Annotated in this window: 8 protein-coding genes; 7 read left to right on the forward strand and 1 reads right to left on the reverse strand. The window is 74.7% G+C overall.

Going from position 1 to position 12,452, the window contains the following annotated elements; genetic code table 11:
* The first annotated feature begins 34 nt into the window (after positions 1-34).
* Together ABH937_RS14315 and ABH937_RS14320 are read left to right on the forward strand one after the other, a co-directional pair.
* Positions 35-3,235 carry a UvrD-helicase domain-containing protein gene (locus ABH937_RS14315; RefSeq protein ID WP_370218349.1) on the forward strand — a complete coding sequence of 1,067 codons (3,201 nt, stop codon included), beginning with the start codon at positions 35-37 and terminating at the stop codon, positions 3,233-3,235.
* A gap of 194 nt (positions 3,236-3,429) precedes the next feature.
* On the forward strand, positions 3,430-4,641 hold the full coding sequence (locus ABH937_RS14320) for a PP2C family protein-serine/threonine phosphatase (RefSeq protein ID WP_280687660.1): 1,212 nt from the start codon (positions 3,430-3,432) through the stop codon (positions 4,639-4,641).
* An 89-nt stretch (positions 4,642-4,730) separates the two neighbouring features.
* Here the strand turns inward: ABH937_RS14320 and ABH937_RS14325 are convergent, their stop codons facing one another.
* The gene (locus tag ABH937_RS14325; protein WP_280687658.1) at positions 4,731-5,702 is read right to left on the reverse strand and encodes an endonuclease/exonuclease/phosphatase family protein; all 972 of its coding nucleotides are present in this window, start codon (positions 5,700-5,702) and stop codon (positions 4,731-4,733) included.
* Between the two features lie 70 nt (positions 5,703-5,772).
* Here ABH937_RS14325 and ABH937_RS14330 point away from each other — a divergent pair, with 70 nt between their 5' ends.
* The 5 genes from ABH937_RS14330 to nudC all read left to right on the forward strand — a co-directional run bounded on the left by ABH937_RS14330 (position 5,773) and on the right by nudC (position 12,431).
* Positions 5,773-6,390: a PadR family transcriptional regulator gene (locus ABH937_RS14330; RefSeq protein ID WP_280687656.1), complete on the forward strand. Its 618-nt coding sequence runs from the start codon at positions 5,773-5,775 to the stop codon at positions 6,388-6,390.
* A complete protein-coding gene (locus ABH937_RS14335; protein WP_280687654.1) occupies positions 6,387-7,160 on the forward strand; it encodes an ABC transporter ATP-binding protein in 774 nt (257 codons plus the stop codon). Before ABH937_RS14330 ends, ABH937_RS14335 begins: the two co-directional genes overlap by 4 nt.
* Entirely contained in the window at positions 7,157-9,958 is a 2,802-nt protein-coding gene (locus ABH937_RS14340; RefSeq protein ID WP_370218350.1) for an FtsX-like permease family protein, read from the forward strand. Before ABH937_RS14335 ends, ABH937_RS14340 begins: the two co-directional genes overlap by 4 nt.
* A 90-nt stretch (positions 9,959-10,048) precedes the next feature.
* Positions 10,049-11,461: a dipeptidase gene (locus ABH937_RS14345; RefSeq protein WP_280687618.1), complete on the forward strand. Its 1,413-nt coding sequence runs from the start codon at positions 10,049-10,051 to the stop codon at positions 11,459-11,461.
* 28 nt (positions 11,462-11,489) lie between these two features.
* Complete coding sequence (gene nudC / locus ABH937_RS14350) at positions 11,490-12,431, forward strand: NAD(+) diphosphatase (protein ID WP_280687616.1); 942 nt, start codon at positions 11,490-11,492, stop codon at positions 12,429-12,431.
* The last annotated feature ends 21 nt before the right edge of the window (positions 12,432-12,452 follow it).

The following is a 12,452-nucleotide window of genomic DNA, read 5'->3' on the forward strand; positions in this document are numbered from 1 at the left end:
GCGCTGTGTCGGCGGGCCCGACTACCGTGTCCCCATGCTCAGCCACCCCGACCAGCTCAAGGAGCTGCTCGGCATCCCCTTCAACCGGGAGCAGATGCGCGCCATCGGCGCCCCGCTGGAGCCTGCCGTGATCGTTGCCGGGGCGGGCTCGGGGAAGACCACGGTGATGGCCGCCCGGGTGGTCTGGCTGGTCGGTTCGGGGGCGGTGCGCCCCGATCAGGTGCTCGGGCTGACCTTCACCAACAAGGCCGCCGCCGAGCTGGCCGAGCGGGTGCGCACCGCGCTGGCCCGGGCCGGCCTGCGGGAGGACGCGGCGGTCGTCGGCGAGCCGGAGATCTCCACCTACCACGCCTTCGCCGGCCGGCTGCTCAAGGAACACGGCCTGCGGATCGGCATCGAGCCCGATGTCCGGCTGCTCGCCGACGCCACCCGGTTCCAGCTGGCGGCCCGGGTGCTGCGCTCCGCCCGCGGCCCGTTCCCGCATCTCAAGGACCGCTTCTCGGCCCTGGTGAGCGAGCTGACCGCGCTCGACGCCGAGCTGGCCGAGCACCTGGTGGAGCCCGCCGCGCTGCGGGCCTTCGACGCCGAACTGCTGGCCGAGCTGGCCGGCGTCAAGCTGACCAACCAGGAGCTGCGGGACGTCCCCGAGGCCGCCCAGGGCCGCCAGGAGCTGCTCACCCTGGTCGAGGAGTACCGCCGCCGCAAGCGCGCGGCGGGCCTGCTGGACTTCGGCGACCAGATCGCGGCCTCGGCCCGCCTCGCCCAGCAGCGCCCGGAGGTCGGCCGGCTGCTGCGTGAGCAGTACCAGGTGGTGCTGCTGGACGAGTACCAGGACACCTCGGTCGCCCAGCGCCTGCTGCTGGCCGGCCTCTTCGGCGCCACCCCGGCGTACCCCGGCGGCCACCCGGTGACCGCCGTCGGCGACCCCTGCCAGGCGATCTACGGCTGGCGCGGCGCCTCGGTGGCCAACCTGGACGACTTCCCCGCCCACTTCCCGAAGGCCGACGGCGGCCCGGGCGCCCGCTACGCGCTCAGTGAGAACCGCCGCAGCGGCGGTCGCCTGCTGGCCTTCGCCAACGAGCTGGCCGCTCCGCTGCGGGCCCGCCACCAGGGCGTCGAGGCACTGCGACCGGCCCCCGGCGCGGAGCGGGACGGCCTGATCCGGGTCGCCCTGCTGCCCACCCACGCCGAGGAGATCGACTGGCTGGCCGACTCGATCGCCCACCTGGTCCGCACCGGCACCGCGCCCGGCTCGATCGCGGTGCTCTGCCGCGGCGGCGCGGCCTTCCCCGACATCCACGCCGCGCTGGTGGCCCGCGAGGTCCCGGTCGAGGTGGTGGGTCTGGGCGGCCTGCTCCAGCTGCCCGAGGTGGCCGACCTGGTCGCGGTCTGCGAGGTGCTGCAGGACCCCACCGCCAACGCCGCCCTGGTGCGGCTGCTGATCGGCCCGCGCTGGCGGATCGGCCCGCGCGACCTGGCCCTGCTCGGCCGACGTGCCGCCGGCCTGGTCCGCACCGCCCGGGCGGGCGGCGCCGACGCGCTCTCCGCCGCCGTCGCGGAGACCGACCCGACCGAGGTGGTCTCGCTCTGCGACGCGCTGGAGACCTTCGTCAACGCCGGCGAGCAGCCGGACGAGCTGCCCTTCTCGGCCGAGGCCCGGACGCGCTTCGCCTACCTCGCCAGGGAGATCCGCGACCTGCGCCGGGCGCTGGCCGACCCGCTGATGGACGTGCTGCACCGGGTGCTCGCCGCCACCGGCCTGGACGTCGAACTCTCCGCCTCCCCGCTCGCGCTGGCCGCCCGCCGCCGCGAGACCCTGCAGGCCTTCCTGGACGTCGCGGCCGGCTTCGCCGACCTGGACGGCGACCCGGGCCTGTCCGCCTTCCTGGCCTTCCTGCGCGCCGCCGAGGAGTACGACCGGGGGTTGGACAGCAGCCTGCCCGGCGGCGAGGACACCGTGAAGGTGCTCACCGCGCACAAGTCCAAGGGCCTGGAATGGGACGTGGTGGCGCTGCCCGGACTGGTCAAGGGCGCCTTCCCGAGCAGCCGCGGCCGGGAGCGCTGGACCAGCCGCCGGGCGGTGCTGCCCTACCCGCTGCGCGGCGACGCGGCCACCCTGCCCGAGGTGGCGGACTGGACGGCCAAGGGCATGACCGCCTTCAAGGCCGCCCTCAAGGACCAGACCGGCACCGAGGAACTGCGGCTCGGCTACGTCGCCGTGACCCGTCCGCGCTCGCTGCTGCTGGCCGGCGGCCACTGGTGGGGCCCGACGCAGAGCACCCGGCGCGGTCCCTCCGAGTACCTGGAGGCGCTGCGCGCGCATGCCGAGCAGCCGGGCGCGGGCGAGGTCGAGCAGTGGGCCGAGCCACCGGTCGAGGACGCCGAGAACCCCGCGCTGCGCCCGGCCGGCGAGACGCCGTGGCCGCTGCCGCTGGACTCCGGCGCCCACCTGGCCCGCCGGCGGGTGGCCCAGGTGATCGGTGCCCGGCTGGCGGGCGCCCCGGCTCCCGCGCCGGAGCCGCTCGCGCCGGAGGAGCAGCGCCAGGTGGACTCCTGGGACCGCGACCTGAACGCGCTGCTCGGCGAGCTGGAGCGCGCCCGGCGCACCGAGCGCGCCGTGCCGCTGCCCCCTGCGCTCTCCGCCACCCAGCTGATGCGGCTGGCCGCCGACCCGGACGGCCTGGCCCACGAGCTGGCCCGTCCGATGCCCCGCCCGCCGGCCGGCCCGGCCCGGCGCGGCACCCGCTTCCATGCCTGGATCCAGGCGCGGTACGCCCCGCTGCCGCTGCTCGAACCGGACGCGCTGCTGGGCCCCGAGGACGCGGCGGACGACGGGATCGAGGACGAGCGCGATCTGGAACGGCTCAAGGAGGCCTTCCTGCGCGGCCCCTACGCGCACCGGCGGCCCTACCGGGTCGAGGCGCCGGTTCAGGTGGTGCTCGCCGGGCGGGTGGTGCGCGGCCGGATCGACGCGGTGTATCGGGAGCGTGACGACGACACTGGGTCACGGGGTGGTTACCGCTACGAGGTGGTGGACTGGAAGACCGGCCACCAGGAGGACGCCGACCCGCTGCAGCTGGCCATCTACCGCCTCGCCTGGGCCGAGCAGCGCGACCTGCCGCTGGAGCAGGTCACCGCCGCCTTCTGCTACGTCCGCAGCGGGCGGATCGAAAGACCGACAGGACTTCCTGACCGGAATGCGTTGGAAACGCTTCTGGTCGGGAAGAGTGACTAATAGGTCACAGAGAGCATCCATCTCGTCACGGAGTCGCGCGAAACCGATGCGTCGTGCACGTTTCGCGCCTATGGTGGGGTCGGTAACCGGTCACCCGCGTCTGCTCGGCCGCCGGACAGGCCCCGCCCCTCACCCTCAGTCATTGCCGCAGGTGCTCAGCGAGCACCGGGCGCCTTCTGCTGGAGACACCTAAGTTGAGCGCCACTGGGAAGTCGAGCGCGACCGGTTGGTTCCGAGACCGGTTCGCCGGTCCGACCCGAGGCCCGGCGACCGTCCGCCCGACGGGCACCTGGCCCAGGACCGCACTGGCCCTGCCGTTCATCGGCATGGCGCTGGTGGTCTGCCTGGACTACTTCAGCACCATCGAGGTGACGGTCGAACCGGCCCTCACCGCCGTGCCCGCGCTGGCGGCGATCGTCAGCCGCCGGGTCTGGTACCCGATCCTGACCGGCCTGCTGGCCGAGTTCGCCGCCTTCGCCCTGGCCGGCTACAACCACGTGCTCGGCGAGTCGGTGCACAGCGCCACGGTCTTCGCGATCGCCCTGGTCACCGCGATCAGCTGGGTCAGTGCCACGCTGCGGGTCCGCCAGGAGCAGGCGCTGGCCGACGCCCAGCTGGTGGCCGAGATCGCCCGCCGGGTGCTGCTGCGCTCGGTGCCCGACCGGGTGGGCAGCGTGCGGGCCGCCGTGCACTACGCGGCCGCCGCCGCGCACGCCCGGATCGGCGGCGACCTCTACGAGGTGGTCAACACCCGGCACGGGGTGCGCGCGGTGGTCGGCGACGTGCGCGGCAAGGGCCTGAGCGCGGTGGAGACCGCCGCCGCCGTGCTCGGCGCCTTCCGCGAGGCCGCGCACCAGGAGCCGGCGCTGGACAAGGTGGCGGGCTGGCTGGCCGTCAGCCTGGACCGGGCGCTGCACGAGCACGAGCACCCCGGGGTTGAGGAGGAGTTCGTCACCCTGGTGCTGATCGGGGTGGCCCCGGACGGCAGCGCCGAGATCGTCAACTGCGGCCACCCCGCTCCGCTGCTGCTGCGCGCCGACGGCGTGGTGCGGGCGCTGGAGCTGGCGGAGACGGTGCCGCCGCTGGGCGTGCTCGACCCGGCCGACGTGGCGCCGCCGGTCCAGCGGGTGCCGTTCGAGCCCGGTGACCGGGTGCTGCTCTTCACCGACGGCGTGATCGAGGCCCGGGACCGGGCCGGCCGGTTCTACCCGCTGGCCGAGCGGCTGCCCGGCTGCGCGGCCGGCGGCCCGGTGGACGTGCTGGACCGGCTGCACGCGGACGTGGTGCGGCATGTCGGGCGGCAGCTCGGGGACGACGCGGCGATGCTGCTGCTCCAGTACGAGCCGGTGGTCAACGGCGGGCCGCAGCAACTGCCGCACCAGAACGGCCGGCTGGCCCGCCAGTAGCGCGGTCCGGCCGGCGGTCGAGGGGTCGCGGCCGCTCGACCGGCTGAGCTCGCGTCAGTTCGGCCTCCCGGCCGGGTCGGGACGACGGATCACAGCTCCACCTCCACCAGCAGCGGCCGGTGGTCCGAGACCCCGACCCGGGGCGCCGACACGGTGCCCACCGCCGTGCGCGGCACGCCCACCGCCAGCACGTGATCGAACTGCACCGCCGGGCGGTGCGAGGGGTAGGTGGGGGTGCGGGCCAGGTCGTGCCAGCCGCGCAGCTGCGGCGAGCCCTCGCGGCCCGGGCGGCGCCGCGCACCGGGCAGCGGGCGGGAGCGGCGCAGGGCGCGCGGCTCGCGCGGGCGCCGGCGGGTGCCGGGTGTGCGGTCCAGCGCGGTGGCCCCGCCGAGCACGGTGCGCGGGACCGGGCCGACCAGATTGAAGTCGCCGAGCACCAGGTAGGGGCGGGGCAGGTCGGCGATCCAGCGGCGGATGCCGGCCAGTTGGGCCATGTTCCAACCGGGCACGAAGGACAGGTGGGTGGCGACCACGGTGAACGGGCCGCGGTCGCCCTCCAGGACGGCCGCCAGCGCCGCCCGCGGCTCGTCGGGCACGGGCGTGAGCCCGCGCCGCCCGGCCACGCGCAGCGGCAGTCCGAACGGGGCGGGGGCGAACCGCCGGGCCCGCCAGTGCCGCACCGGCAGCCGGGTGAGCAGCGCGGTGCCGTAGGAGGGCAGCTCGGTGGCGGTCTCCACCTCCTGGGGCCCGTAGACCCGCAGGCCCGGCACCGCCGGTTCGCGCAGCCAGCCGGCCACCGGTGCCGGCCTGCCGTGCAGTGCGGCCGCGAACCGCCAGTCGGTGGCGCCCATCGCCTTGGCGGCCACCGCGCTCTGGTCGCTCAGGCCGGACCGCTGCTGGTACCGGTCCACCTCCTGGAGCGCCAGCACGTCGGCGTCCAGCGCGGCGATCGCCTCGAAGAGCGGGTCGGCCGCCTGGTCCGGGTAGGGCAGCGGGCTGCCGTCGGCGGCCAGCGGCTGGCCGTGCAGCAGATTAAAGGTGGCGATGCGAAGCGGGCTCACACCTGGTGACGGTACGCCAGGCAGGCCGGAAGCTTGAGACTGCGCTGCATACCGGGTATACATACGTGGTATGTCCATCAGACACGGTCTGCTCGCCCTGCTCGACCAGGGACCCCGTTACGGCTACCAGCTACGCACCGAGTTCGAGGCCAGAACCGGTGCCACCTGGCCGTTGAACGTCGGTCAGGTCTACACCACGCTCGGTCGCCTGGAGCGCGACGGCCTGGTGGTCCCCGACGGTGAGGACGAGGAGGGTCACCTCTTCTACGCCGTCACCGAGAAGGGACGCACGGAACTGCGCGCCTGGTTCGACACGCCGGTGCCGCGGACCAACCCGCCCCGGGACGAGCTGGCGATCAAGCTCGCGATGGCGGTGACCGTGCCCGGGGTGGACGTGCACGGGGTCGTCCAGGCCCAGCGCCGGCACAGCATCCAGGCGCTGCAGGACTACACCCGGCTCAAGGCCCGGGCGCTGGCGGGCGAGGCGGCCGCCGGCGGGGTCGAGGGGACCGAACTGGCCTGGCTGCTGGTGCTCGAGCAGCTGATCTTCCAGGCCGAGGCCGAGATCCGCTGGCTGGACCACTGCGAGACCCGGCTGGCCAACCACCGCGAGCGGCAGACCGCTGCCGCCCCCGCCGCCGAGGCGCCCAGGCGGCGCCGCACCAAGCAACAACTGGGGGAACGTTGATCGACACCGGCTTTCGGGACCGCACCGAACCCGTGCTCCACCTGGACCAGGTGAGCCGGGTGCACGGGCAGGGCGCCGCGGAGGTGCACGCGTTGCGCGAGGTGGACCTGCGGGTCTACCCAGGAGAGTTCGTCGCGGTGATGGGGCCGTCGGGGTCGGGCAAGTCGACCCTGCTGACCTTGGCGGGCGGCCTGGACAGCCCCAGCGGGGGGCGGGTGGTGGTGGAGGGGCGTTCGCTGGGTGAGCTGTCGCGGCGTCGGCTGGCGGAGGTCCGGCGGCGGGCGATCGGCTACGTGTTCCAGGACTACAACCTGATCCCGGCGTTGACGGCGGTGGAGAACATCATGCTCCCGCGGGAGTTGGACGGGGTCTCCACCCGGGCGGCGCGCCGGGAGGCGCAGGCGGCGCTGGACGAGGTGGGGATCGGGGAGCTGGCGGATCGTTTCCCCGACGACATGTCGGGCGGCCAGCAGCAGCGGGTGGCGATCGCCCGGGCACTGATCGGGGAGCGCCGCCTGGTGCTGGCGGACGAGCCGACCGGGGCGCTGGACTCCACCACGGGTGAGGCGGTGCTGGCGGTCCTGCGGGCACGCTGTGACGCGGGGGCGGCCGCCATGATGGTCACCCACGAACCGCGCCACGCCGCCTGGGCGGACCGCGTGGTCTTCCTGCGCGACGGCCGGCTGGTCGACGAGACCGGCCGGCGAAGCGCCGAATCGCTGCTGATCACGGCGGCCACCAACAGCCTCAACCGGCCGGAGGCGTCGTGAAGTTCACCTCCTGGCGAGTGGCGCTGCGGATCGCCCGCCGCGACGCCCTGCGGGCCAAGGGCCGCAGCCTGCTGGTCCTGGCCATGATCGCGCTGCCGGTGCTCGGCGTGACCGGCATCGACGTGGTCTACCACAGCGGCACCCTGACCGCCGCCGAGCGGGCCGATCGCGAACTGGGCCGCGCCGACCTGTTGCTGGAGTCGCACCTGCGCGGCGGCACCATCATGCAGGCACCGTTCGCCAGCGCCGGCGAGAACGACGAGCCGCCCGGCCCGCAGCCCACCGAGCAGCAGCAGCGCAGCCTGCACACCGACCCGGCCGTGCTGGCCGCCCAACTGCTGCCGCCCGGTTCGGTGCTGACGCCGCTGGCCGACAGCCAGGACGTGCAGGCCGGCAGCGTGGCGGGGCAACTGCAGGCCACGGCGACCGAGGCCGACCTGACCGATCCCGTCTGGCACGGCCGGCTCAACCTGATCCGTGGTCAGGCCCCGGTGGACGGTCACCAGATCGCCGCCACCCAGCGCTTCCTGGACGACTCCGGGCTGAAGCTCGGCGACACCACCACGCTGCGGCCGCTGGGCGGCGCGCCGTTCACCATCACCGGTGTGGTCGAGAACCCGGACAACCTCGCCCTCACCGCCCTGATCGCCCGCCCGGGCGCGCTGAGCGGCGGGCAGCCGGCTGCGGCCGGTTCGGACACCGGTTCGGACGTCGGGTCGCCCGCGAGCTGGCTGGTCCGGCTGCCGGCCGGTGCCACCGTCGACTGGGCCAAGGTCCAGGAGCTGAACCGGTACGGCTTCGCGGCCACCTCGCGCAGCGTGGTGCTGCACCCGCCGGCCCGTGCCCAGGTGCCGTACTACGTCCAGCAGGACGCCTCGCCGAACGGCGGCTACTTCAACCAGACCGTCGTGGTGGTGCTGGTCACCGTCGCCGGCATGGCGCTGCTGGAGATCGTGCTGCTCGCGGGCCCCGCCTTCGCCGTCGGGGCCCGGCGCTCCCGGCGGCAACTCGGCCTGCTGGCCGCCGCCGGCGGTGACCGGGCGCAGGTGCGCGCGGTGGTGCTGGGCGGCGGGGTGGTGCTGGGCATCGCCGGGGCGGTGATCGGGGTGCTGCTGGCCGTGCTGCTGGTGGCGGTCACCCGGCCGTGGACCGAGCCGCTGGCCGGCCGGCGGTTCGGGTCGCTGCGGGTGGTGCCGCTCGACCTGCTCGGCATCGTCGCGATGGGCCTGGTCACCGGGCTGCTGGCGGCCGTCGTCCCGGCCGTCCAGGCCTCCCGGCAGGACGTGGTGGCCGCGCTCACCGGCCGCGGCGGGATCAAGCCGCCGTCGCGCCGGCTCACCCTGCTCGGACTGCTGATGCTGGTCGGCGGAGCGGCACTGGCGCTGCTCGGCGCGACCCGTGGCATGGGCACCCGCAGCACGGCCGTGCTCGGCGGCTCGATGCTCGCCGAGCTGGGCATGGTCGCGTGCACCCCGATGGTGGTCGGCCTCTTCGGCAAGCTGGGCCGCTGGCTGCCGCTGGGCCCCCGGCTGGCGCTGCGCGACGCGGTGCGCCACCGCGGCCGGACCGCACCGGCGGTGGCGGCCGTGATGGCGGCGGTCGCGGGAGCGGTCGCGGTCGGGATCTACACCACGAGCTCCGACGAGGCCAACCGGCAGACGTACCACCCCTCGGGACCGAGCAAGTCGGTCACCCTCGCCTTCTACCGGGCCAAGGCCGGCTCGACGGTCTTCGCGGACCAGCGGGCCGCCGTCGAGCGCTCCATCCCGGCCCTGGGGCCGCGGGCCGACATCGGGACCATCAGCTACCCGGCCGGCTGCGACCAGGCCGCCGACCACTGCGGCCAGTCGATGGCCGAGCCGGCCGTCGCCCAGCGGTGCCCGCTGGACGACGCCGGGAGCCACGGTCCGGACGACTACCGGCAGGCCGAGAGCGATCCGCGCTGCGCGGACGAACTGCCCTACGGCAGCGCCTTCGGCTCGGTCGTGGTGGGCGACGCCACCGTCCTGCACAACCTGTTCGACCTGCACGACAGTGCTGCCGAGCAGGCGGCGGCCGACGGCCGGGTGCTGGTCTTCCAACCGCGGATGCTGCAGGACGGCAAGGCCTTCCTCCGCCTCCAGGAGCCCTACCAGAACGGGGACTACTCGACGACGCCGCCGAGCCACGAGATCACGGCGGACGCGGCCTTGGCGCCGCTGCCCGACGCGCCCGCGCGGATGTTCATGACCCCGCAGACGGCCGCCCACCTCGGGCTGGCCACCACCGACGCCGGGTCGGTCTGGCTGCCGGCCGCGATGCCGAGCTCGGCCGCCGAGCAGCACGCCCGGGCCGAGGCCGGGGCGGTCACGGGGAACGGCTGGAACCTCAGGGTCGAGCGCGGCTACCAGCCGCAGCACACGCTGATCGAGCTCGGCCTGACCGGCTTCGCGGTCCTGGTGGCGCTCGGCGCGGCGGGCATCGCCACCGGGCTGGCCTCCGCCGACTCGCAGCAGGACCTGACCACGCTGGCGGCGGTCGGCGCGGCGCCGCGGATCCGGCGCACGCTCTCCGGGTTCCAGTGCGGGGTGATCGCGGCGATGGGCGCGGTGCTCGGCACGGTCTGCGGGATGGTGCCGGCGGTGGCGCTGCGCCGGGTCGAGGGGATGGCGTCCTCGCCGCTGGACCACTCGCACACGGTGATCGCCTTCCCCTGGACGAGCATCGCGCTGACCCTGGTCGGCCTGCCGCTGCTGGCGGTGCTGCTGGCCGCCCTGCTGACCCGCTCGCGGATCACCCTGCTGCGGCGTGCGGCCTAGGGAGAGGGGTGACGGAGGTTACACGTCGCTGTGGTCCGCCTCGCGGACCACAGCGGCACGCGGCCGGTCGGGCGAACTAAAGTCGTCCGTATGACGAAAACCCCGGACAGCGCCGTCCGTTCCTTCATCGATCAGCACGAGGCCGCCTTCCTGGCGGACCTCACCGACTGGCTCCGCATCCCCTCGGTCGGGGCGGACCCGGAGCGGGCGGGCGATGTCCGCCGGTCCGCCGAGTGGCTGGCGGCGAAGCTGCGGGAGACCGGGTTCCCGGTGGCGGAGGTCTGGGAGAGCGACGGGCTGCCGGCGGTCTTCGCCGAGTGGCCCGCGGGCGAGGCCGACGCGCCGACCGTGCTGCTCTACGGTCACCACGACGTGCAGCCGGCCGCCAAGGCGGACGGCTGGGACACCGAGCCGTTCGAGCCGGTGGTGGTCGGCAACCGCCTGTACGCGCGGGGCGCGGCCGACGACAAGGGCCAGGTGTTCTTCCACACCCTGGGCCTGCGCGCCCACCTGGCCGCCACCGGGCGGACCGCGCCGGCCGTCAACCTCAAGCTGCTGATCGAGGGCGAGGAGGAGTCCGGCTCGCCGAACTTCGGCGCCCTGCTGCGCCGGGAGGCCGACCGGCTCGCCGCCGACCTGGTCTTCGTCTCGGACACCGGGATGTGGAGCGAGACCACCCCCACCGTCTGCACCGGGATGCGCGGCAAGGCCGACTGCCAGATCGACCTGTTCGGCCCGGACAGCGACATCCACTCCGGCTCGTTCGGCGGCGCCGTGCCCAACCCGGCGACCACCGCGGCCGAGCTGGCCGCCGCGCTGCACGACGGCGACCGCCGGGTCGCGGTGCCCGGCTTCTACGACGGCGTGATCGAGCTGACCGAACGGGAGCGCGAACTCTTCGCCAAGCTGCCGTTCGACGAGTCGGCCTGGCTGGCGACCGCCAAGTCGCACGGCACCCAGGGCGAGGCCGGCTACTCGACCCTGGAGCGGGTCTGGGCCCGGCCGACCGCCGAGGTCAACGGGATCTGGGGCGGCTACACCGGCCCCGGCAGCAAGACCATCGTGCCGGCCCAGGCACACCTGAAGATCTCCTTCCGGCTGGTGGCCGGGCAGGACACCGAGAAGGTGGAGCGGTCCATCGCCGACTGGGTGGCCGGACAACTGCCGGCCGGCATCCGGCACGAGATCACCTTCCGCGCGGCCACCCGCCCCTGCCTGACCCCGCTGGACCACCCCGCGCTGCGGTCCACCGTGCGGGCGATGGAGCGGGCCTTCGAACAGGAGATCCTCTTCACCCGCGAGGGTGGTTCCGGGCCCGCCGCCGACCTCCAGGACGTGCTCGGGGCGCCGGTGCTCTTCCTGGGCATCTCGGTGCCCTCCGACGGCTGGCACTCGGTGAACGAGAAGGTCGAGCTGGACCTGCTGCGCAAGGGCGTGGAGGCCGCCGCCTACCTCTGGGGCGACCTGGCCGAGAACTACCGGCCGGTGGCCGGGGACCACTGATGATCTGTGATCGGGGACGGACCGACCAATGAGCACCTTGCCTGACACCGAAACACCGCCCCGGCTCGCGCTCGCCCGGGCGGGGGTCGACCGGGCCGCGCAGCATCGGCTGGACGAGCCCTGGCTGGCCGCCGCCTGGAGCCACCCGAGCACCAAGGTGCTGCCGATCTCCGGTGGCGAGGCCTTCGTGGTGGACACCGACCACGGCTCCGAGCTGGTCCTGCTGCCCTCCTTCGAGGCGTCGCAGACCGGTGACCGGTACTTCCTCGGCACCGACGACGACGGCGTCTCGTACTTCGCGCTGGCCGGCGAGACACTGCCCGGGCGGCTGGACGGCGACGCCCGGCCGGCCGGGCTGCGCGAGGTCGGCGGCAGCCTCTCGGACCGCGACGCGGGCCTGCTGGTGCACGCGGTGGCGCTGGAGCACTGGCACCGGCTGCACAGCTTCTGCTCGCGCTGCGGGCACCCGACCGAGAAGGCGGGCGCGGGCCACCTGCGCCGCTGCACCTCCTGCGCGGCCGAGCACTACCCGCGCACCGACCCGGCGGTGATCATGATGATCACCGACGAGCAGGACCGCTGCCTGCTGGGTCGTCAGGCGCTCTGGCCGGAGGGCCGCTGGTCCACCCTGGCCGGGTTCGTCGAGCCGGGCGAGTCGATCGAGCAGGCGGTGGCCCGCGAGGTCTTCGAGGAGGCCGGGGTGCGGGTCGGCGAGGTCGGCTACGTGGCCAGCCAGCCCTGGCCGTTCCCGGCCAGCCTGATGCTGGGCTTCGTCGGCCGGGCCGAGCCCGGTGGCACCGAGATCACCGTGGACGGGGAGGAACTGGCCGAGGCGCGCTGGTTCTCCCGCGAGGATCTGCGGGCCGGGATCGAGTCCGGGGAGATCCTGCCGCCGTCGGGGATCTCGATCGCCCGGCATCTGATCGAGCGCTGGTACGGCGGCCCGGTGCCGAGTACGGCGCGCTGGTAGCGGAAATAGCAAGGGGGGCGT

Source organism: Kitasatospora sp. GAS1066B, from assembly GCF_041262605.1.
Classification (GTDB): domain Bacteria; phylum Actinomycetota; class Actinomycetes; order Streptomycetales; family Streptomycetaceae; genus Kitasatospora.

Coding starts and splice junctions, on each gene's coding strand:
- ABH937_RS14315 (WP_370218349.1), top strand. CDS start 35: ATGCTCAGCCACCCCGACCAGCTCAAGGAGCTGCTCGGCATCCCCTTC.
- ABH937_RS14330 (WP_280687656.1), top strand. CDS start 5,773: ATGTCCATCAGACACGGTCTGCTCGCCCTGCTCGACCAGGGACCCCGT.
- ABH937_RS14345 (WP_280687618.1), top strand. CDS start 10,049: ATGACGAAAACCCCGGACAGCGCCGTCCGTTCCTTCATCGATCAGCAC.
- nudC (WP_280687616.1), top strand. CDS start 11,490: ATGAGCACCTTGCCTGACACCGAAACACCGCCCCGGCTCGCGCTCGCC.